Below are 19750 nucleotides of genomic sequence, written 5' to 3' on the forward strand. Positions count from 1 at the left end.
GCCGGGTCAGATCCGGGTCCACAGGGCGGGCACGTACGGCGGTTCCCAGCCCGGCAGGGCGGTGTGCGCCTGCCGGCACCGGTAGCTCACCGCCTGGTAGGTGACCACGTCGTTGACCTGGTAGCTGCGGCCGGCCGTCCAACTGCCACCGGCGGTCGGGCCGGGCGTGGGGGTGAGGGTCGGCGTGGGGGTACGGGTCGGTGTGGGGGTGGGGGTCCGGGTCGGCGACGGGCTCGGCGTGGGGGTGGGGCCGGTTCCGCCGATCTGCACGTCCACGCAGGAGTAGAAGGCGTTGGCGGTGTCGGCGATGTTCCAGACGGCGAGGATCTTCTGCCGACCGGTGAAGCCGCCGAGGTTGACGGTGTGCGAGACGGTGGCGTCGGGTTGCCGGCCGCCGCCGTCGACGACGCCGACCCGGGTGCCGCCGATGAAGTACTCCCAGGTGCTGGTGGCGTGCCGGGCGGTGTTCACCCAGGTGAAGGTGACGGTGCTGCCGACCGGGGTGGCCGGCCAGCCCCGGTTGTCGTCGTTCAGGACGTCGAACTGGGTGATGCCGGCGTTGCAGCTGCGCAGACCCTTGACGCCTTCGACGCTCTGTGGTTCGTAGCGGATCTGCCCGCAGTCGGGCACCTTGCCCTGGGCGCAGAGGGCCTGGCGGCTGGGCGGGGCGGAGACGTAACCGTGGGCCTGGGCGGGCGCGGCGAGACCCAGGGAGGTGACGACGGCACCTGTCGCCACCAGGGGGACGGTGATCGTACGGCGCATGGGGCACTCCTCACGGGGGGATTGCCACCACGGTAAATTAAAGTTTGTTAACAGTAAAGACGTCTTCCGGTCGGCGTCGCCGCCGGTCAGTCCGGAGGCACCAGGACGAGACGACCGGCGGTGGTACCGGCCCGCTGGTCGGCCCAGGCCTCGACCGCCTCGGCCAGGGGTCGCACCTGGTGGGTGACGGTCAGCCGGCCGGCGGCGGCGTGCCCGGCGACCAGTGTCACCGCTGTGGCCCGTTCGGCGGGGGTCAGCTCGTTGTTGGTGTAGCCCAACAGGCGCAGCGACCCGCCGCGCAGGGTCGCCGAGTCGATCGTCGCGCTCGGCGCGGCCGACCCACCGAGGTTGACCAGCCGGCCGCCCGGGGCCAGGGCCCGCAGGGCGGCCACGGCGGGCACCCCGAACAGCGGGTCCAGCACCAGGTCCACCGGGCCGTCGGCGGCCTGCCGGAACCGCCGGGCGAGGGTCCCCGGTTCGTCGGTGGCGGTGAACCGGACCACCGCGTCCGCGCCGCAGCGGCGGGCGGAGTAGGCGGCGGCGTCGGAACGGCAGGCGGCGACCACCCGTCCCGCCCCGGCGAGCCGGGCGAGTTGCACGGCGGCCTGCCCGACCGTGCCACCGGCGGCGAGCACCAGCACCACCTCCCCCGGGCGTAGGCCACCGCGCAGGGTCAACGCCGCCCAGGCGGCGACCGCCGAGAGCCCGAGGGCCGCCACCAGGTGGTGGTCGGCGTCCGGCGGCAGCGGGACCGGGTCGGCGGCGGGGACCACCGCGTACCCGGCGAGGCCGCCGTCGCCCGGTGCCATCCCCGCCCGGGTGGGGAACCAGACCGGGGTGCCGTCGTCGAGGGTGCCCACGCCCTGCACCCCGGGCACGTACGGCAGCGCCGGTGCGCCCAGGTAGGAGGTGCCCGAGGCGCAGAGCAGGTCCAACGGGGTCAGCGGGGCGGCGGTGACGCGTACCCGCACCTCGCCGTCGGCCGGCACCGGTCGGGGGCGGGTGACCACCTCGGGTGGCGCGCCGTGACCGGTGACGACGACGGCGGGCATCGACGCGGGGTCGGATCCGGCGGTCATCAGGTGGCGATGTCGGGATAGGGCAGCGAGAAGTGGGCCAGCCGCAGGCCGTACTGCTTCTGGTAGGCCATCGGCTCGTCGTGGTCCCGTTCGAACATGGCGATGAACAGGGTCAGGGTGAGGAACGGGTGCGCACCGAGGGCGAAGAGCCGGACGTGGTCGTGGCTGGCCAGCGCGTCGCGCTCCTCGTCGGTGAAGCGCAGCCAGGTGCTCGCCTCGCCGGTGTGGCAGTTGAGGACGGCGTTGGCGCGTTCGGCCTCCCACCAGGCCACCGTGCCCTGCGGGTCGGTACGGTAGCGCTCGACCAGTTCCGGATCGCGGTCGACGGTGTAGAGGAACTTGTCGACCAGGTAGCGGCTCATGCCGGCGCTCCGTTCGGGTACCAGGTGAAGTACGCCTCCATGGTGTGGAACAGGTCGAGGGTGTCCACGTGGTCGGCCTTGGCGCCCGCGCCGGCCACGCCCATCATCAGCATGAAGTCCATGAAGCCGTGGGTGGCGTTGCCGGGGGCGTGCAGGCTGTCCAGGGTCACCTCGGACAGGCAGCCGTCGAGGTCGCCGTTGGCGATCCATTCCACCGCCCGACGGTCGAACTCGGGGTCGGGGCCCTGCGGGCCGAACTGGCGGGGCCCGCCCAGTTCCAGCGACAGGTGGCCGGTGCCGATGACGGCCACCCGCAGGTGGCTGGGCCAGCTCTCGACGATCTCCCGGATGGCCGCGCCGAGCTGCACGAACCGTTTCGGCTGCGGCAGCGGCGGGGCGAAGATGTTGGTGTAGATGGGCACGATCGGCAGGTCCGCCTCGGGCCGCAGCGTGATGATCGGGCAGGTGATGCTGTGGTCGATCCGCAGCTCGTTGCTGAAGGCCAGGTCGAACCCGGCGTCCAGGCCGGCGCGCAGCACGTGGGCCGACAGGTCCTCCTGACCACGCAGCAGCATCCGGGGCAGCCCGAACTCGCGTTCCTCGTTGTACCAGTTGGCGTCGTAGAACGGGGCCTTGCCGACCAGGAACTGCGGCATGTTGTCCAGCCAGAGCTGGTGGAAGTGGTCGGAGCCGACCATCACCAGCACGTCCGGCCTGGCCCGGGTGAGGGTCTCCCGGAACGCGAGGATCTTGCGGGCCCACTCGTCGGCGAACGGGGGCCGGTCCTCGCCGGTGGCGGTGGTGGCGCGGTAGTAGAACGGGTGGTGGGTGGAGGCGATGACCGCGACGACCTGGGCCATGGCCGCTCCTCTCGCAGACGGTGGTGGAGTGGGGGATCAGTCGGCGTCGTCCGGCACGTACCGGGCGTTGCGGTCGACGGTGCGGTAGATGTCCATACCGAGCGGGCGGCGGCGTTCCTCGGCGAGGTGGCCGAGCAGGCCGGCGGTGCGGGCCAGCAGGGCGAAGCCGCGCAGCAGGTCGATGGGCAGGCCGAGGTCGGCCAGGGCCGCGCCGCACACCCCCGCGCCGTTGAGCGGCAGGGTACGGCCGAGCACCTGCGGGTGGACCCGGCCGATCGCCTCGAACAGCCGCAGGTGCGGACCGCGCAGCCCCTCCTGCTCGGCGATCGCGACCAGCACCGGGGTGCGCGGGTCGGTCTCCTTGTGCACCGGGTGGCCGAGCCCCGGCACCAGACGCCTGTCGGCGCGGGCGGCGCGGACCGCGTCCAGGGCGACGGCGTCCCAGCCGGCGTCGTCGGTGGGCGGCCCGGGAAGACCGGCGAGGGTGTCGGCGAGGAACCGGCCGCAGTCCTCGGTGACGCCGAGGAAGCGGGAGCCGCCACCGAGCAGGCCGGCGGCGATCGCCCCCTGCAACGCCTCCGGCGCGCTGAGGTACGTCAGTCGGGCGGCGATCGCGGTGGGCGTGAAGCCGTGGTCGGCCAGGGCCACCAGGACGGCCTCGAACACACGGACCTCGCCGGGGCCGGGGCGACGCCCGGCGACCAGCCAGAAGGCCAGTTCACCGAAGCCCACCCGGCCCATCAGGTCGCCGGCCAGGTCCTGACCGAGCAGCCGGATGGTGGTCGGGTCGGAGGTGCCGATCGAGGTCGGGAAGTCTAGCTGCCGGTCAGCCACGCGCGGATCTCCTCGCCGTGTTCGTCGAGCGCGGGCGGCGGGGCGCCGTACCGCGCGGGGGTGTCCGAAAGGGTGATCGGGTGCCGGATGCCGGGGACCGCGGCGGCGCCCTCGCCGACGGTGACCACCGGGTCCAGCCCGAGGCGTTCGGCGAGCGCGACCCCGCCGTCGATGGTGTTGATCGGGGCGCAGGGCACCCCGGCGGCCATCAGGTCGGTGAACCACTCGTCGCGGGTGCGCCGGCGCAGCCGCTCGACCAGCAGCGGGCGCAGTTCCTCCCGGTTGGCGGTGCGGTCCTGGTTGCGGGTGAACCGGGGGTCGTCGACGAGTTCCGGCAGGTCGAGCACCTGGCAGAGCTTGCGGAACTGCCCGTCGTTGCCGGCGATGACGATCAGCTCGCCGTCGGCGACGGGCAGCGGCTCGTACGGGAAGAGGCTGGGGTGGGCGTTGCCCATCCGGTAGGGCACCACCCCGCCCGCGACGTAGCCGCTGCTGTGGTTGACCAGCCCGGACAGCGCCGAGGAGAGCAGGTTGACCTCGACGTGCTGGCCACGGCCGGAGTCGTGCCGGTGGTGCAGGGCCGCGAGGATGCCGATCGACGCGTGCAGGCCGGCCATCACGTCGAACACGGAGATGCCGGCCCGGTAGGGCGGGCCGTCGGGGTCGCCGGTGAGGCTCATCAGCCCGGAGATGGCCTGCACCATCAGGTCGTAGCCGGGGTAGGCGGCACCCGCGCCGGTGCCGAAGCCGCTGATCGAGGCGTAGACCACCCGGGGGTTGCCGGCGGCCACGGTGTCGTAGTCCAGCGCGAAGCGGCGTAGCCCGCCGGGCTTGAAGTTCTCGATCAGCACGTCGGCGCGGGCGGCCAGCTTGTGTGCCACGGCCAGGTCGTCGGGGTCGGTGAGGTCGAGTGCGATGGACCGTTTGTTGCGGTTGATGCCCAGGTAGTAGGTGGCCACCCCGTCGCGGACCGGGGGCATCCAGGTGCGGGTGTCGTCGCCGCCGGGCCCCTCCACCTTGATCACCTCGGCGCCGAGGTCGGCCAGCAGCATGGTGGCGTACGGCCCGGCGAGGATGCGGGAGAAGTCGGCCACCACGACGCCGTGCAGCGGCCCGGTCCTGTTCGGTGTCTCCTCCACCATGCCCCACCCCTCGCTGTGACCGCCTAGCGGACGAGTGTCCGCCAGGCCAGTTTCCCGACGCACCCGCCCGACGTCAACACCCCGAGGCAATTCCCGGGAAAATCCCAGGTCCACGCCGTCTGCAACGACCGGAAACAGTTCGGCAACTCGCTCTTGACATGGCCGGTGACCGGGAACACACTGGCGAAACTTGATCTGACCGTAGAGCGGACGATCGTCCGCAGACCTCGGAACGGAAGTGGCGGCGATGAGCGCGAACGAGGGGCGGACACCGGCGGCGGGCCGGCCGGTGGTCTTCCGCAACGGCCTGGTGCTGACCATGGACGACACCCACACGGTGCTCCCCCGCGCCGACGTGCTGGTCGTCGACGACCGGATCGCCGCCGTCGGCATGGGGCTCGACGTGCCCGAGGGCACCTGGGAGATCGACGCGGCCGGCGGCATCGTCATGCCCGGCATGATCGACACCCACCGGCACATGTGGCAGACCTCGATGCGCGGCTACGGTGCCGACTGGACACTCACCCAGTACTTCGTCTGGTACTACCTGGAATCCGGCAAGCTGTTCCGCCCCGAGGACGTCCACGCCGGCAACCTGCTCGCCGCCATCGAGGCGATCGACGCCGGGGTCACCACCACCGTGGACTGGTCGCACGGCCTGCAAACCCCGCAGCACGCTGACGCCGCCGTCGACGCCCTGGAGGCGGTGCCGGGCCGGTTCGTGCTCGCCTACGGCAACCTGCAACAGGGGCCGTGGGAGTGGGCCACCACCCCCGGGTTCCGCGACTTCGTCAACCGCCGCATCCACGGTCGCGGCGACCGGCTCGGCTTCCAGATGGCCTTCGACGTCACCGGCGACCCGGCCTTCCCCGAGCGGGCCGCCTTCGAGGTCGCCCGCGACCTCGGCGTGCCGGTCACCACCCACGCCGGGGTGTGGGGGGCCACCAACGACGACGGCATCCGGCTGATGCACGAGCACGGGTTCATGACCGAGTCGACCGTCTACGTGCACGCCGCCACCCTCAACCGCGACTCGTACCACCGGATCGCGGCCACCGGCGGCTCGGTCTCGGTGTCCACCGAGAGCGAGCAGAGCGCCGGCCAGGGCTACCCGCCCACCTGGCAGCTACGCCAGCACGACATCCCGGTCTCGCTGTCCATGGACACCAGCGTCTGGTGGAGCGGCGACCTGTTCTCCGCGATGCGCGCCACGCTGAGCGCCGACCGTTCCCGGGAACACCTCGAGGCACACGGTCGACAGGAGACGGTCACCCACTGCCACCTGCGCGCCGAGCAGGTGGTGGAGTGGGCCACCCGGGGCGGCGCCCGGGCGCTCGGCCTCGACCACCTCGTCGGCGCCCTCACCCCCGGCCGCAAGGCGGACGTGGTGCTGATCAAGAACGACCGCTCGCCGGTGATGTTCCCGATCCTGCACCCCTACGGCCACGTGGTGTTCCAGGCCCAACGCGGCGACGTGCACACGGTGCTGGTCGACGGCCGGGTGGTCAAGCACGAGCACCGGCTGGTCGACGTCGACCTCGCCGCCGCCCGCGCCGCGGTGGAACGCACCGTCGAGCACCTCACCGGCACGATGGGCGTCGACGCCTGGGAGAAGGGGATGAACCCGGACGTCCCCGAGACGGCGGTGCTGGACAACCCGTACACCTACACCGAGTGGGACGCCGGCTCGGCACAGTGGAAACATTAGCCATCCGACGCGCCCGGCGGGTGACCGCCCGCCGGGTGCGGGGCAGCCAGCGGAGGGACTCCATGGGGCGCGAGGCCGGAACCGACTTCATCGAGGCGCTGGCGCGCGGCCTCGACGTGCTGCGCTGCTTCCGTCCGGGCCAGCCGACGATGACGCTCAGCGAGATCGCCGCGGTGACCGGGCTGGCCCGCCCCACCGTCCGCCGCATCCTGCTCACCCTGGAGGAGCTGGGCTACGTGCGCGCCGCCGACCGGGGCTTCACGCTCACCCCCCGGGTGCTGGAGCTGGGCGTGGCGTACGTCAACTCGCTGAGCATCTGGGACGTCGCCCGCCCGCACATGCGCCAGCTCGTCGCCGAGACCGACGAGTCCACCTCGCTGGCCCAGCTCGACGGCAGCGACATCGTCTACGTGTCCCGGGTCGCCGTGCCCAAGATCGTCACGCTCGCGGTGACCATCGGCACCCGGTTCCCGGCCGTGGCCACCTCGATGGGCAAGGTGCTGCTGGCCGCCCTCACCCCGGCCGAACTCACCGCCGTGCTGGCCGTGCCGAGCCGCTCCGGCATCGCCGCCCGCTGGCAGCCCGACCGCGACGAGCTGGACCGGGAACTGCGCGAGGTGCGGGCACGCGGCTGGGCCCTGGCCGACCAGGACCTGGCCGCCGGCATCCGGTCGGTCGCCACCGGGGTACGCGACGGCGACGGCCGGGTGGTGGCCGCGCTCAACGTCACCGTGCACGCCGCCGAGACCTCACTGGAACGGCTCACCGACGAACACCTGCCCCGCCTGCTGCGCACCGCCGCCGAGATCAGCCGGGACTGGGCCCGGCTGGACACCGTGCCGATGACGGTGCAGCGGACCGCCCCGCACCACCCAGGCTGAGCCGTCGGTCGAGCCGCTTCGACGCGCGTCTCCCGCAGCCGGCACGGCCGCCGGTGACGATCAGGCCGGACGGGAGGCGGAGCGGCCGACGATGGTCGGGTAGACCTGCTCCACGATGGTCAGCAGGGTGGCGGTCAGCAGCAGGTGCACCTGGTCGCGGTCCAGCGCGCCCCGCTGGAGCCACTCCCGGGCGGTCGAGGTGGCCAGCCCCCCGTACGCCCGGATCATGCCGCGCAGCTCGGCACGGCAGGCCGTGACGTCGGCCAGCCCCACCGCGACGAGCACGCTGTCCGCCGCGACCTCCTCGGCCTCGGTGAGCACCCGGGCCACGTCGGCGTCGTGGCCCATCCCACCGGCGGTCACGGCGGCCAGCCATGAGTCGCGGTGCCGGCAGACCACGTCGAGGAACCAGGTGACGCTGGCGTCGACCCGGGTGCGCAGGTCGCCGTCGGGCAGCCGCTCGACGGCGACCCCGGGCACCGTCGCCATCACCCGCACGACCTCCAGGTAGAGCTGCTTCTTGGTGCCGAAGTAGTGGTTGATCAGGCCCCGGGCCACCCCGGCCTCGCGGGCGACGTCGGTGGTCGACACGTCCGCGTACGGGCGCACGCCGAACAGCCGTACCGCGCAGGCGAGGATCTGCCCCCGCCGGGCGTCGGGCTCCAGCCGCCGTCGCCGGGGTTCGGTGTCAACGCTCATCCGCCGAACCCTATCGGCAGGTGGGCGCGCGTGTTCCGGGTCGGCGGGCCGGTCCCGTCAGCCGGGCGGCGGCGGGCTGCCGGCCGGCGGGGGCGGGAGGTGACGCCGGACGATGATCAAAGATTGTTGACACGTCGCCAACAGGGCGTGAGGGTGGACCCATGCCGACGCCTGGACTCGACACCTACACCCCGCCGTGGCGCGCGCCCGAACACGACGACCTCGCCGACCTGGCCCGCGACTTCTTCACCCGGGAGGTGCTGCCGCACACCGAACGGCTGCTGGCCCAGGGCCACCCGGACCGCGACCACTACCGGCGCGCCGGTGAGCTGGGCCTGCTCGGCCTCTCCGTGCCCGAGGAGTACGGCGGGGGCGGCGGCGACTTCACCCACGAGGCGGTCCTGCTGCACGAGCAGGCACACGTCGGGGAGAGCACCCTCGGGCTGGGGGTGCACAGCGGCATCGTCACCGGCTACCTGGTCGCCTACGGCAGCGCCGAGCAGAAGCGGCGCTGGCTGCCCGGACTGTGCCGGGGGGAACTGGTCGGGGCGATCGCGATGACCGAACCCGACGGCGGCTCCGACCTACAGGCGATCCGGACCCGGGCCGTGCGCGACGGCGACGACTACCTGGTCACCGGGGCCAAGACGTTCATCAGCAACGGCGGCCTCGCCGACCTGGTCGTCCTGGCCGTCAAGACCGACCCGACGCAGGGCGCCGCAGGCATCTCCCTGCTGGTCTGCGAGGTCGGCGACGAACCGGCCGGATTCCGGCGGGGCCGGCTGCTGTCCAAGATCGGGCTGCACGGCAACGACACCGCCGAGCTGTTCTTCGACGGGCTGCGGGTGCCGGCGGAGAACCTGCTCGGCGGGGCCGAGGGGCTCGGCTTCGGCCAGATGATGCGACAACTGCCCCAGGAACGCCTGGTCATCGGCATCGGCGCGGTGGCGGCGATGCAGCGGGCCGTCGAGCTGACCACCGCGTACGTCAAGGAACGCACCGCCTTCGGCAGGCCGCTGATCGGCCACCAGAACACCCGGATGGTGCTGGCCGAGTGCGTCACCCGGACCCGGGTCAGCCGGGTGTTCCTCGACGACTGCATCGGCCGGCACGACCGGGGCGAACTGGACGTGGCCACTGCGGCGATGGCGAAAGCCTGGCTCACCGAGGGACAGTGCGAGATCGTCGACAGGTGCCTGCAACTGTTCGGCGGCTACGGCTACACCACCGAGTACCCGATCGCCCGGATGTACGCCGACGCCCGGGTGCAGAAGATCTACGGCGGCACCAACGAGATCATGAAGGAGCTGATCGCCCGTGCCCTCTGACCCCGACGCGCCCACCGGCGGACCGCTGGCCGGGGTACGGGTCGTGGAGCTGGCCAGCCTCGCCCCGGCCCCGTTCGGTTGCATGGTGCTGGCCGACCTCGGCGCGGACGTGGTGCGCGTCGACCGGCCGGGCGGGGTCGGCCCGGGGCGGCTGAGCATCCCGACGACCGGCCCGCTGCACCGGGGACGGCGGGTCACCGCGCTGGACCTGAAGACCTCCGCCGGGGTGGCCGACCTGCTGCGCCTGGTCGAGCGGGCCGACGTGCTGGTCGAGGCGTACCGGCCGGGGGTGGCCGAGCGGCTCGGTTTCGGGCCGCGGGCCTGCCGGGACCGCAACCCCCGCCTGGTGTACGCCCGGATGACCGGCTGGGGGCAGGACGGCCCGCTGGCCACCCGCGCCGGGCACGACATCGACTACATCGCGCTGGCCGGCGCGCTGGAGCCACTGGGCCGGCCCGGGCACCGCCCGCACGCCCCGCTGAACCTGCTCGGCGACTTCGCCGGGGGTGGGATGCTGCTCGTCACCGGTGTGCTGGCCGCGCTGTTGGAACGGGAACGCTCCGGTCTCGGGCAGGTCGTCGACGCCGCGATGGTCGACGGGTCGGCGCTGCTCACCGCGTTCCTGCACGGAATGCTCGGCGCGGGCCGGTGGAGCGCGCCCCGGGGCGGCAACCTGCTCGACGGCGGCGCGCCGTTCTACGACACCTACCGCACGGCCGACGACCGGTTCGTGGCGGTGGGCGCGCTGGAGCCGGCGTTCTACGCCGCGCTGCTGACCGGCCTCGGCCTGGCCGACGACCCGACGCTACCCGCCCAGTACGACCCGGCCGGCTGGCCGGAACTGCGCCGCCGGTTCGCCGGCCGGTTCGCCGAACGCACCCGCGACGAGTGGACGGCGGTCTTTTCCGACCTCGACGCCTGCGTCGCACCGGTGCTCGCCCCCACCGAGGCGCACCGCCATCCGCACAACGCCGCCCGGGACACGTTCGTCACGGTGGACGGCGAGGTGCAGCCGGCGCCGGCGCCCCGGTTCGCCCGGACGCCCGCGCCGCCGCCCCGACCGGCACCGGACCCGGCCGACCGGCTGGACGTCGCCACGGTCCTCGACGCCTGGGCCGCCCGACCGTGACCTGCCGGCCGGCGGGAACCGGTCCGGCGCCGCACCGGGTGCGGCGGTGGCCGACCGGCGGTCCAGTCGGGCCGGAGCGGCGGCGGACCGGGCCGGTCAGCCCACCGCGACGGCGGGGGCCGGACGGGCGGGGGTGGTGGCCGGCAACTGGCGGTCGTGCCACCGGCTGAGCAGGGCCAGCGAGGTGAGCGCCCCGACCAGTGCGAGGAACATGTCCCACTGGGTGTCCCAGACGTCGCCCTGGGTGCCGAGGAAGTCGTCGGCGGCGGAGCCACCGGCGACCGAGGACCACCACTCGATCATCTCGAAGAAGGCGCTGAAGGCGAGGCAGGCGCAGACCACCAGCGGGGCGAGCCAGCGACTGCCGCGCAGCGGGGAGCGGCGCACGAGGATCTCGCGGACCAGGATCGCCGGGACGAAGCCCTGCACGAAGTGCCCGAGCCGGTCGTACGGGTTGCGGGAGAGGCCGAGCGCGTCGCGTACCCAGTCACCCGCCGGGACCCGCGCGTAGGTCCAGTGCCCGCCGATGACGAGGACCAGCGCGTGCGCCGCCAGCAGGCAGCACAGCAGGGTGGTCAGCGGGAAACGCCGCCACACCAGCAGCACCACCGGCAGGCCGACGATCACCCAGACCGTCTCCAGCAGCCAGGTCAGCCGGTCGTACGGCCGGATGCCGGACAGCACCAGCGCCACCACGACGAGGCCCAGCAGCACAGGCGGGACGAGGGTACGGGCCCGGGTCACGGCGACCACCTGTCCGATGTCGACGGGCGGCCCGGTCGCCGCCCGGCCGCCGACGATAACAGCGCACGCACCGGGTCGGGATCGTCGGGCCGGACGTCCCGGGCGACGGCGAACGGGGGAATTGCGGCCAATCCACATCCATCGATACCGTGCAGGCGGAGGTCGCCCGTCCCGGCATCCCACCTCCACGGAAGGAGCCCCATGCCACCCGCCACCCGCACCCGAGGTCCCCGTCCCCGGCGGCTCGGCCTGCTGGCCGTCACCACCCTCGCCCTGGTCGCCGCCGCCACCGCCCTCGCCCCGCCGGCCGCCTCGGCGGCCACCGTCGACACCGGCGTGAACTACGTGCTCGTCAACCGCAACAGCGGCAAGGCGATGGACCTGTACGACTGGTCCACCGCCGACGGCGCGCCCGTCAAGCAGTACACCCGCAACGACCTCGCCGTGCAGCAGTGGCGGTTCGTCGACGTCGGCGGCGGCTACTACCAGATCCGTTCGGCGCACAGCGGCAAGGTCCTCGAACTGCCCAACGCCCTCGACGGCACCGCCCTGGTGCAGAACCCGGCGGCCGGCGGCAACACCCGGCAGCACTTCCGGCTCGTCGACTCGGCCGGCGGCTACGTCCGGCTGCTCAACCGGCACTCCGGCAAGGCCCTCGACGTGTGGGAACGGTCCACCGCCGACGGGGCGACGATCTCCCAGTACCAGGACCTCGACGGAACCAACCAGCAGTGGCAGCTCGCCCGGGCCGGCGGCACGGCCGACTGCGGCAGCGGCGCGTTCCAGGCCGAGGCGGTGCTGGCCGGCGGCACCTGGACCGTCCGCAACGGGGGCACGACCGTGCACACCGGTACCGACCTGCGGGCCGCCGTGCAGGCCGCGGTGAACAGCCTCACCGCCGGGCGGACCAGCAAGCAGCGGGTGGTGGTGCGCGGCTCGGGCACGATGAGCGCCAACTCGCGCATCTCGCTGCCCAGCTACACCACCCTCGACGTGTGCGGGACGATCAACGTCACCGGCACCGGCTCCGGTGACCAGGCCCCCGTCTACTCCCGGGGAACCACCCAGGTCGAGGTGCAGCACCTCACCCTCACCGGCACCCCGCTGTACGGGGTCTTCCTGCGCAACGTCACCAACGTCGTGCTGGGGCAGCTCGACATGCGGCTCTCCGCCGGCCTCGGCGTGCGCATCGACAACCGGGGCGACACCAGCCAGTGGACCCGCAACGTGCGCATCGACAACGTGTACGTCTCGGGCGCCAGCTCGCACGCCGTCGAGACGTACGGCGTGGACGGGCTGACCGTGGGCACCGTCACCGCCCGCAACGTCGGCGAATCCGGTCTGCTGCTCAACCAGACCATCAACGCCACCGTCACCACCGTCGACGCCGAGAACGCCGGCACCGGCACCGGCTACGCCGCGTTCCGGATGGCCAACCGCAACGGCCGCATCGGCGACAGCTACCCGACCAACATCCGGGTCGGCACCGTCCGGGCCCGCGGCGGCGGCCGGGGCGTGTTCTGCGTCTCCGAGTCCGGCGGCGCGACGATCGACCGGGTCGACATCGCCAACACCGGCAACAACGCTGTGCTCATCGAGAACTGCTACGGGGTGAGCCTGGCCACCAGCGGCGGCACGATCAGCGGCGGCGGCGAGGTCCGGCTCGCCGAACGCACCGAGTTCCCCGGCAACCGGGACCTCACCCTGCGCAACTTCACCCTGGTCAACAACCGGATCGTGGAGAACCCCTGCGCCGACAACCTGACCATCAGCAACGTCACCCTGAACAACGCGACGATCGTCCGCTGCTGACCCCCGGGCGGGGGCGTCGGCGGCGTGTCGGTGGCATGTCGGCGCGGTGTCAGCCGGCCGGCACACGCTGGCCGGCATGACAGCTGAGTTGATGATCGAAGCCGAGGGCCTGGTCAAGACCTTCGGGTCCACCCGGGCGTTGCAGGGGGTGGACCTCGCCGTGCCCCGGGGCACCGTGCTCGGGGTGCTCGGCCCGAACGGGGCCGGCAAGACCACCGCCGTGCGCATCCTGTCCACGCTGCTGGTCCCCGACGCCGGCACCGCCCGGATCAACGGCCTCGACGTGGTACGCCAGGCCGAGCGGGTCCGCCAGTCCATCGGCCTCACCGGCCAGTACGCCTCGGTAGACGAGGACCTCACCGGGCGGCAGAACCTCGAACTGTTCGGGACGCTGCTGGAACTCGGCCGGGCCGGCGCGCGGCGGCGGGCGGCCGAACTGCTCGACTGGTTCGACCTGACCGCCGCCGCGAACCGGCCCGCCAAGACCTACTCCGGCGGGATGCGCCGCCGGCTGGACCTGGCCGCCAGCCTGGTCGGCTCACCGGACGTGATCTTCCTGGACGAGCCGACCACCGGCCTCGACCCGGCCAAACGCGAGGACATGTGGGACGTCGTCCGGTCGCTGGTGGGCAACGGGGCGACCGTGCTGCTCACCACGCAGTACCTGGAGGAGGCAGACGCGCTGGCCGACGCCATCACGGTGATCGACCACGGCCGGGTCATCGCCCACGACACCCCGGACGGGCTCAAGCGGGTCGTCGGCGGGCAGACCCTGGAGGTGCGGCCCACCGACCCGGGGCAGCTGGCCCCGACGGCGGCGATCCTGTCCCGGGTGGGCTCCGGCGCGCCCGCCGACGAGATCCGCAGGGGCGTGCTCGCGGTGCCGGTCACCGACGACTCCGCGTTGACCGAGAGCGTCGCCCGGCTGGCCGCCGCCGGCATCGCGGTCACCGAACTCTCGCTGCACCTGCCCAGCCTCGACGAGGTCTTCTTCACCCTCACCGGCCGGACCGCGGCCGACGACGACACCACCACCCGTACGGAGGTCGCCGCATGAGCACCCTGACCGGCACCCCGCCGCGCACCGCGCCGACGCTGTCCACGGTCGCGGCACAGCCCCGGCCGCTGCGCCTGCTGCGGCACTCGCTGGCACTGGCCAAACGCAGCCTGATCAAGACCTGGCGCACCCCGGAGGCGTTGATCGACGTCACCCTGCAACCGGTGCTGTTCCTGGTCATCTTCGTGTACGTCTTCGGCGGCGCGGTCGCCGGTTCCACCCACGACTACCTCCAGTACCTGCTGCCGGGCATCCTGGCGCAGACCATCGCCACCGGGTGCATCGCGATCGGCGTGAACCTCAACACCGACATCGCCAAGGGCATCTTCGACCGGTTCCGTTCGCTGCCCGTCCCCCGGTCCGCACCGCTGGTCGGCGCGGTGTTCGGCGACGTGGTGCGGTACGTGATCGTGACCGTGTCGACCCTGGCGATCGGCTACCTGCTCGGCTTCCGGGTCGAGTCCGGCCCACTGCGGGCCCTCGCCGGTTGCCTGCTCGCGGTGCTGTTCGCGCTCTGCCTGAGCTGGCTGCCGGTCTACGTCGGGATGAAGGTCCGCACCCCGGGCGCGGTGCAGGGGGTGATGTTCGCGCTGATCATGCCGTTGAGCTTCGCGTCCAACGTGTTCGTCGCGGCCGGCACCCTGCCGGGATGGATGCAGGCGGTGGTGACGGTGAACCCGCTGACCCACCTGGTGACGGCGATGCGCGGACTGTTCCTCGGCACCCCGGTCGGCAACCACGTGTGGTGGACGCTGCTGTGGTGCGCCGGCTTCGTGGCGGTGTTCATGCCACTGGCGCTGCGGGCGTACCGTCGGCGGGTCTGACCCGACCGAGCAGGTCGTCCATCAGCTCGCCGATGCGGGCGGCAGCCGCGGGGGCCGGCCGCGCCCGCCACCCGGCCAGCAACGGCTCCCGCCGCGCCTCGTCACCGAGCGCGGCGGTGAGCCGTTCCCCGATGCCCGACGGGAAGAACGCCGCCGAGTTGCTGCCCAGCCGGGTGCCGAGCGCGAACAACTCCCGGGCGGTCCCGACGTCGTCGCGCCAGGCGGCCAGTTCCGCGCCCCCCAACGCCCAGGTCCCGATCACCGGCAGGTCCCGCGACGACAGCGCCTCCGCACCGGCGGCGGCCAGCAGGTCGGTGGCCCGGAGGTCGACGTCGCGCCGGGCGGCCGGCCAGGCCTCGGCGATCCGCAGGCGCAGCACCGCCACCGCGACCCGCAGCACCACCCGGGGCTGCGGCGGCGGACCGGTCCAGCCGGCCAGCGTGCGGACCACCGCGTCGGCGTGGTCGAGCGCCTCGGCGTGCCGCCCGCGCTGCCAGGCGAGGCGGGCCAACCCCAGGCCCGCCTGCGCGGTCTCCACCTCCTCCCCCTGGCCGGGTGTGGCCGTGTCGACCAACCGCCGCTCGGCCGCCGGGTCACCGCGCAACGCGAGCTGCACGTCCAGCACCACCCGGGCGGCGCGGACGTCCTGGGTGGCGCCGATCAGCTCCATGTGGTGCACTCCGCGCGCCAGCCACTCGGTGGACCTGCCGTCGGTAGGGGTCAGGCCGTGCCCGACGACCTGCGCCGCCATCGCCATCCCCCAGTGGTCGCCGGCCGTCTCGAACCGGCGGTACGCCTGCTCGGCGTCGGCCACCGAGGCCGTCGGCAGACCCCCGCTGTCCCCGATCGCCGCGCGGGCGAACAGGCCGAAGCCCTGCACGTACGGGTCGGGATGCTCGATCAGGGTGGTGGTGCCCGGCAGCGCCTGCTCCGGGTCGAGCTGGTCGAACGCCGGCAGCACCGAGGCGAGCACCGCGTGCCGGGAGGAGACCTCCCGGGGCCGCTCGGTCAGCAGCCGGCGCAGGGCCCGGCGGGCGAGCACGGCGAGCCGGAGCGGGCCGGTGATGCCGGCGTTGACCACCACCAGCAGGCACATCCAGGCCAGCCGGTCGGCGTCGGGCAACGGCCGACCGCCGGCCCGGCCGGAGACGACCGCCGAGCCGCCCCGCCGCTCGGGGGCGTCGAGGTGCAGCAGGCCCCGGGACCAGCCGGAGACCTCCAGGTGCAGGCCCCGCACCGCCCACAGGTGGAACAGCGGGGTGGCGATGTCCACCACCGCCGGTTCGTCGTCGTGCCCGGCCGCCCACCGCAGACCGGCGACGAGATTGTCCTGCTCGGCGGCGCACCGGTCGAACGCGTCGAGCTGGTCGGGGCCGATGAACCGGTCGAGCAGCGCGACCGCCTGCCGCCGGGCCCAGCCGACCAGGCCGGCCATGGCCGGGGCGCGGTCACCGGCCGCGTCGAGCCGGGCCTCGCCGTGCTCGCGGACGGTCTCCAGCATCCGGTAGCGGGGTGGGCCGTCGCCCTCGACGAGGGTCAGCAGGGACTGTTCGACCAGCCGCGCCAGCCCACGCCGGACGTCGGGGACACCGGCGACGGCGGCGGCGAGGTCGGCGGTGAACGGGGCGGGAACCACCGCGACCCGCTGGAGCAAGTCCCGGTCGGCGGGGGCGAGCAGTTCCCGGCTCCAGTCGACCATCGCCCACAGGCTCGCGTGCCGCTCCGGCAGGCCGCGCAGCGCGGCGTCGAGCAGCGCGAACCGGTCGGTCAGCCCGGCGAGCACGTCGTCGATCGGCATGTGCCGCAGCCGGGCGGCGGCCAGTTCGAGAGCCAGCGGCAGGTTGTCCAGCCGGTGGCACAGGGCCAACGCCCGGTCGGCGTCCCAGGTGGGCACCGCACCTCCCGCGCGCGCCCGGGACTCCACCAGCGCCACCGCGTCGGCGTCGGGCAGCACGGTCAACCGGTGCACCCGTTCGGCGGCCAGGCCCAGCGGCGCCCGGCTGGTCGCCAGCACGGCCACCTCCGGTGGGCTCACCGCGAGCAGGTCCGCGACGACCGCCGCCACCGGGTCCAGGAGGTGTTCACAGTTGTCCAGCACCACCAGGCCGTCGAGATCCGGTGCCAGGGCACGCAGCCGCTCCGGCGGGGTGAGCACCCGACGGTCGCGGCCCAGGGTGCCGCCGCCGGCCGTCGTGGTGTCCGCCCCGCCGAGGGCCGCCAGGACGGTGGGCAGCACCTCCTCCGCGGCCCGCAGGCCGGCCAGTTCGACCACCCGGGTCGGCCGTCCGGCCGCCACCGCCCGGCGTACCACCTCCGCGGCGAGCCGGGTCTTGCCCGCGCCGCCGGTGGCCACGACGGTCACCAGGGCCGCCTCGGCCAGCGCCGTCTCCACCGCCTCGACCTCACGGTCCCGGCCGACGAGCGCGGTCACCGGCCGCCGCCACCCGGACGGCAGCGCGGTCCGGGTCGACCCGACCGGCGACGCCGGGCCGGCCGGGGCGGTCAGTTCACCCCGCAGCAACGCCAGGTGGACCTCGCTGATCACCGGTGACGGGTCGCTGCCGTAGCGGTCGGCCAGTTCGGTGCGCAACCGCGCGACCACCTCCAGGGCCTCGGCGTCGCGCCCCTGGGCGGCGAGCATCCGCACCAGCAGGGCGGCCGACGGCTCGTCCGGCGGGGTCCGCGCGACGAGCCGCCGCAGGTCGCTGTCGTCGTACGGGCCGGGGCCGGTCAGTGCCGCCTCGGCGCGCAACACGACGACGTCGGCGAACAGCCGGCGGGTCTGCTCGGTGTCCCACTCCGGGACCTCGGGGAACAGCGCCCGGGCCGCGTCGGCGGCGTCGCGGGCGGCCGGCCCGGCACCGTCGCGCAGGGCGGCCCGGCCCCGCTCCAGCAGCGACCGGGCCCGGACGGCGTCGACGGTGACCTGATCGGCGGGCAACCGGTAACCACCCGGTACGGCGACCACCGGCAGTCCGAGCCGACGTACCCGGGAGACCAGGGCCTGCACCGCGCCGGTCGCGTCGTCCGGCGGTGCGCCGTCCCACACCGCGTCCACCAGCAGCGGGGTGGAGACCGCCCGACCCCGCGCGTCGACCAGCGTGCGGATCACGGCGGCGAGCCGTTCACCCCGGACCGGCCGGCCGTCGACGGCGAGCGGGCCGAGGATGCTGATCTGCACGCGTCCAGCATCCCCCACCGGCGCATCCCGCCGACGCCGTCCCCCGGTTCAGCGGCGGGTCCGCCGCGACCTGACCACCCCGACCAGCGCCGCCAGCAGCAGGCCGACACCGATCACCCCGACCCCCAGCAGCAGCGACCGGGTTGCGCCGACGTCGCCCCGGGGCGCCGGGGCGGGGGCCGCGCCCGGGGACGCCGCCGCCGGTGCTCCGCTGGACGCCGTCGGTGCCCGGTCGGACGCCGTCGGGGCGGGCGGGGACGACCCGGCCGGCGTGGCGGTCGACCCGGCCGACGGGCGGGCGTAGCGCAGCACCGTCGGCAGGGTGCCGGGCGGCTGGCCGGCGGTCTCGGAGACGGTGAGCAGGAAGCGGCCGTCGCGGCTGTAGCTGACCGACTCGCCCTGCGGCTCGTCGGGCAGCGGCACGGTCCGGGGTGTGCCGCCGGTCAGCGCGGCCACCACGTCACCGTCGGTCACCTCGTACTCGAAGGCGTCGGCGTAGGTGCGCAGCACCACCCGGCGGCCGTCCGGGGCGACGGCCCCGCCGGTGACCAGCCGGCGGCCGAAGAACGAGTACGGGTTCGGGGTCGTGGTGAGCGGCAACCGGACCTGCCCGGCCAGCGTCAACGGCACCGTCGCGCCGACCCGCAGCGGCCCGGCCGGCAGGTAGACGCCGGCGCTGCCGCCCTGCTTGGTCACCACCACCGGGCGGCCCGCCCCGTCGAGCAGCAGCGCCTCCGCGTCGTGCGCCCCGTCGGGGTACGTCAGGCGGTGCAGCACCGGCCGACGGGTTCCGGGGGCGAGCTTCCACAGTGCCACCGTCGACCGGGTCCGGTCGTTGTCGCCGGTGTCGGCGACCCAGACCGTGCCGTCCGCGCCGAGCGCCAGGTCCTCGGTGTCGCGGGGCCGCGACGGGTAGGCCACCGTGCGCACCACCGCGCACCGGGCGTCGAGGAAGAAGATGCGCCGCCGGGACGCGTCGTCGGCGCCGTCGTTGACCATCACGAACCCGGAGTCGGTGGCGACCATGCCGGAGATCTCGGTCAGCCGCCCGTCGCGGACCCGGCACACCGTGGCCGGGGCCGCCGCACGGGCCGGATCGGGGACGGCCACCGTCGCCGTGCCGACGACGAGCAGCGCGGTGAGCAGCGTCGATACGCGGATGGCCGGCCGCCGCGTCATCGACCCTCCCCCGCCGTGGCCGGCGACGCCCGCCGCCGACGATCCGAGCACAGGAGCTTGCCGGTCGTCGTACGCCGCGTCAATCCCGCCACCCGGCCGGACACTGAGGGGTACGCCACCGCGTCACGGCCACCTACGGGCCGGTACGGGCGGCGGCCGGTGACTA

The 19750-nt window shown here is 74.0% G+C and carries 17 protein-coding genes; 7 read left to right on the top strand and 10 right to left on the bottom strand.

Annotated features, from left to right (window positions below):
- Window positions 1-6 precede the first annotated feature (6 nt).
- The 6 genes from ACN260_RS14255 to ACN260_RS14280 all read right to left on the bottom strand — a co-directional run bounded on the left by ACN260_RS14255 (window position 7) and on the right by ACN260_RS14280 (window position 5042).
- Window positions 7-765 carry a lytic polysaccharide monooxygenase gene (locus ACN260_RS14255; protein ID WP_422756423.1) on the bottom strand — a complete coding sequence of 253 codons (759 nt, stop codon included), beginning with the start codon at window positions 763-765 and terminating at the stop codon, window positions 7-9.
- An 86-nt stretch (window positions 766-851) separates the two neighbouring features.
- Window positions 852-1844, bottom strand: a complete 993-nt coding sequence (locus tag ACN260_RS14260) for a quinone oxidoreductase family protein (protein ID WP_422756424.1) — start codon at window positions 1842-1844, stop codon at window positions 852-854.
- A complete protein-coding gene (locus ACN260_RS14265; protein WP_422756425.1) occupies window positions 1844-2206 on the bottom strand; it encodes a hypothetical protein in 363 nt (120 codons plus the stop codon). The genes ACN260_RS14260 and ACN260_RS14265 overlap by 1 nt, the downstream gene beginning before the upstream one ends.
- Window positions 2203-3066, bottom strand: a complete 864-nt coding sequence (locus ACN260_RS14270) for an extradiol ring-cleavage dioxygenase (RefSeq protein WP_145920058.1) — start codon at window positions 3064-3066, stop codon at window positions 2203-2205. The genes ACN260_RS14265 and ACN260_RS14270 overlap by 4 nt, the downstream gene beginning before the upstream one ends.
- 36 nt (window positions 3067-3102) lie before the next feature.
- Window positions 3103-3900 (bottom strand): citryl-CoA lyase, encoded by a 798-nt coding sequence (locus tag ACN260_RS14275; protein ID WP_422756426.1) that lies wholly within the window; start codon window positions 3898-3900, stop codon window positions 3103-3105.
- Window positions 3882-5042, bottom strand: a complete 1161-nt coding sequence (locus ACN260_RS14280; RefSeq protein ID WP_422756427.1) for a CaiB/BaiF CoA transferase family protein — start codon at window positions 5040-5042, stop codon at window positions 3882-3884. The genes ACN260_RS14275 and ACN260_RS14280 overlap by 19 nt, the downstream gene beginning before the upstream one ends.
- Before the next feature lie 247 nt (window positions 5043-5289).
- Between ACN260_RS14280 and ACN260_RS14285 the strand changes: the two genes are divergently transcribed.
- Both ACN260_RS14285 and ACN260_RS14290 read left to right on the top strand, forming a co-directional pair.
- Entirely contained in the window at window positions 5290-6750 is a 1461-nt protein-coding gene (locus ACN260_RS14285; protein WP_422756428.1) for an amidohydrolase family protein, read from the top strand.
- Window positions 6751-6812: 62 nt separating this feature from the next.
- On the top strand, window positions 6813-7631 hold the full coding sequence (locus tag ACN260_RS14290) for an IclR family transcriptional regulator domain-containing protein (RefSeq protein ID WP_422756429.1): 819 nt from the start codon (window positions 6813-6815) through the stop codon (window positions 7629-7631).
- Between the two features lie 60 nt (window positions 7632-7691).
- Here the strand turns inward: ACN260_RS14290 and ACN260_RS14295 are convergent, their stop codons facing one another.
- Complete coding sequence (locus ACN260_RS14295) at window positions 7692-8330, bottom strand: TetR/AcrR family transcriptional regulator (protein ID WP_422756430.1); 639 nt, start codon at window positions 8328-8330, stop codon at window positions 7692-7694.
- 161 nt (window positions 8331-8491) lie between these two features.
- On the opposite strand from ACN260_RS14295, the gene ACN260_RS14300 reads away from it, so the two are divergent.
- Both ACN260_RS14300 and ACN260_RS14305 read left to right on the top strand, forming a co-directional pair.
- The gene (locus ACN260_RS14300) at window positions 8492-9658 is read left to right on the top strand and encodes an acyl-CoA dehydrogenase family protein (protein WP_422756431.1); all 1167 of its coding nucleotides are present in this window, start codon (window positions 8492-8494) and stop codon (window positions 9656-9658) included.
- Window positions 9648-10787, top strand: coding sequence for a CaiB/BaiF CoA transferase family protein (locus tag ACN260_RS14305; protein WP_422756432.1), 1140 nt, complete (start codon window positions 9648-9650; stop codon window positions 10785-10787). The genes ACN260_RS14300 and ACN260_RS14305 overlap by 11 nt, the downstream gene beginning before the upstream one ends.
- A gap of 96 nt (window positions 10788-10883) precedes the next feature.
- Here ACN260_RS14305 and ACN260_RS14310 read toward each other — a convergent pair whose 3' ends face one another.
- Window positions 10884-11531: a DUF2238 domain-containing protein gene (locus ACN260_RS14310; RefSeq protein ID WP_422756433.1), complete on the bottom strand. Its 648-nt coding sequence runs from the start codon at window positions 11529-11531 to the stop codon at window positions 10884-10886.
- 201 nt (window positions 11532-11732) lie between these two features.
- On the opposite strand from ACN260_RS14310, the gene ACN260_RS14315 reads away from it, so the two are divergent.
- The 3 genes from ACN260_RS14315 (at window position 11733) to ACN260_RS14325 (ending at window position 15224) form a co-directional block, all read left to right on the top strand.
- Entirely contained in the window at window positions 11733-13343 is a 1611-nt protein-coding gene (locus ACN260_RS14315; RefSeq protein WP_422756434.1) for an RICIN domain-containing protein, read from the top strand.
- Window positions 13344-13419: 76 nt separating this feature from the next.
- On the top strand, window positions 13420-14400 hold the full coding sequence (locus ACN260_RS14320; protein WP_422756435.1) for an ATP-binding cassette domain-containing protein: 981 nt from the start codon (window positions 13420-13422) through the stop codon (window positions 14398-14400).
- Complete coding sequence (locus ACN260_RS14325; protein ID WP_422756436.1) at window positions 14397-15224, top strand: ABC transporter permease; 828 nt, start codon at window positions 14397-14399, stop codon at window positions 15222-15224. The genes ACN260_RS14320 and ACN260_RS14325 overlap by 4 nt, the downstream gene beginning before the upstream one ends.
- Here the strand turns inward: ACN260_RS14325 and ACN260_RS14330 are convergent.
- Entirely contained in the window at window positions 15184-18405 is a 3222-nt protein-coding gene (locus ACN260_RS14330) for a BTAD domain-containing putative transcriptional regulator (RefSeq protein ID WP_422756437.1), read from the bottom strand. The genes ACN260_RS14325 and ACN260_RS14330 overlap by 41 nt on opposite strands.
- Window positions 18406-18453: 48 nt before the next feature.
- Complete coding sequence (locus ACN260_RS14335) at window positions 18454-19584, bottom strand: hypothetical protein (protein ID WP_422756438.1); 1131 nt, start codon at window positions 19582-19584, stop codon at window positions 18454-18456.
- Window positions 19585-19750 lie beyond the last annotated feature (166 nt).

The sequence above is a fragment of the Micromonospora sp. WMMD708 genome, assembly GCF_049315245.1.
In the GTDB taxonomy this organism is placed as follows: Bacteria; Actinomycetota; Actinomycetes; order Mycobacteriales; family Micromonosporaceae; genus Micromonospora; species Micromonospora wenchangensis.